Here is a 1,563-nt window from a genome sequence, read left to right as displayed (position 1 = left end):
CGCGTGATCTTGAGGGTTGTGCTCGCGTCCACTGTGTGATTCTGAGGCAGCAGGCGCCGCTTGCACCTCCAGAACCTGTGAGGGTTTTGGGTTGGTGTGCGTGTTTGTGTGTTTCATAGTGTTACGGCGGTTATGGCGAAGGGGAAACACCCGGTTACATTCCGAACCCGGAAGTTAAGCTCTTCAGCGCCGATGGTACTGCACCGGGGACGGTGTGGGAGAGTAGGTCGCCGCCGGACAATCTTTGAAGCGGGGTTCTGGACGTTCGTCGTCCGGGGCCCCGCTTTTTCGCGTGCGCGGGTTTCCGCGCAGGTGTTCCTACGACGCTGTCGTGCCGTACGGCGGGCTCGCCGAGACCAACCGGTGAGGCTCGTCATGCCAGGCGTCCTTGACCGGTATGGCTCGCCGGCTGACGGAGCGGCCGCCTCGATCTCCGCTGAGACGCAGAGGCGAGAGGGTCACCGGTAGCTGGGTCGCCGCCGTACTTTCGTCGACTGGATGTTGATGCCTGAGCACAGGGGGCAGAGGAGGCCTGGGCGGTTGCTAGGCTGGAGATGCCGGGCCACCCCACCGCGGGTGGCCTTCGTCGCGCTGGACCACGGATAGGGCGGGGCAGCGATATCGAACGGGGCGTATCCCGTGGCCGAAGACCGCCCGTACAGCGATCGCCCATCCACAGACGAAGAGGGCGCGCTCGCCGGTGAGCAAATGAATGGACCAGAAGTGAACAGTGATAACGGGCGTGACGGCACGGGCCGGCGCGGAGAAGGCGAGAACCGCGAGTTCGGCGGTCGAGAGAGCGGCCGAGGAGGCCGTGAGTGGGGACGTTCAGGTGACGGTCCCCGATATGGCGAGCGCCGCGAAGGGCGTGGAGGCGGTTCCTACGGTTCCCGGGAGCGGAGTGAGCGCCCCGGTGGTTACCGCGACAGCGGTGAGCGGCGTCCGTTCAATCGTGAGGAGCGTCCGGGTCAGGGGCGTGATGACCGTGGTGAGCGGCGTCCCTTCAACCGGGAGGAGCGTCCCGGTCAGGGGCGCGATGATCGCGGTGAGCGGCGTACGTACGGTGATCGTGATCAGGCGCGTAGCCGGTACGGTTCCCGGGACCGGGACGATCGCCCCGGCTACGGTCGTGATGACCGCGGCCAGCGACCTCCGTTCAACCGTGACGATCGTGGTCAGCGACCTCCGTTCAACCGTGAGGAGCGTCCCGGTCAGGGGCGCGACGATCGTGGTGAACGGCGTCCCTTCAATCGTGACGATCGTCCCCGTGGTGGTTACCGCGATGACCATGGTGAGCGGCGTCCCTTCAACCGGGAGGAGCGTCCCGGTCAGGGGCGCGATGATCGCGGTGAGCGGCGTACGTACGGTGATCGTGATCAGGCGCGTAGCCGGTACGGTTCCCGGGACCGGGACGATCGCCCCGGCTACGGTCGTGATGACCGCGGCCAGCGACCTCCGTTCAACCGCGATGACCGTGGTCAGCGACCTCCGTTCAACCGTGAGGAGCGTGGTCAGCGACCTCCGTTCAACCGTGAGGAGCGTGGTCAGCGACCTCCGTTCAAT

The 1,563-nt window shown here is 66.1% G+C and carries 1 protein-coding gene and 1 rRNA gene; both read left to right on the top strand.

The features are described from left to right. Window positions 1-122 precede the first annotated feature (122 nt). Window positions 123-239 (top strand): 5S ribosomal RNA (rrf, locus tag AB0D67_RS31850). Between the two features lie 503 nt (window positions 240-742). Then, window positions 743-1,563: hypothetical protein (locus AB0D67_RS31845; RefSeq protein WP_362944251.1), on the top strand; the 821-nt coding region annotated here is incomplete at its 3' end.

This window comes from Streptosporangium sp. NPDC048047, from assembly GCF_040653115.1.
Classification (GTDB): Bacteria; Actinomycetota; Actinomycetes; order Streptosporangiales; family Streptosporangiaceae; genus Streptosporangium.
This window is presented reverse-complemented; position numbering and strand designations above follow the sequence as displayed.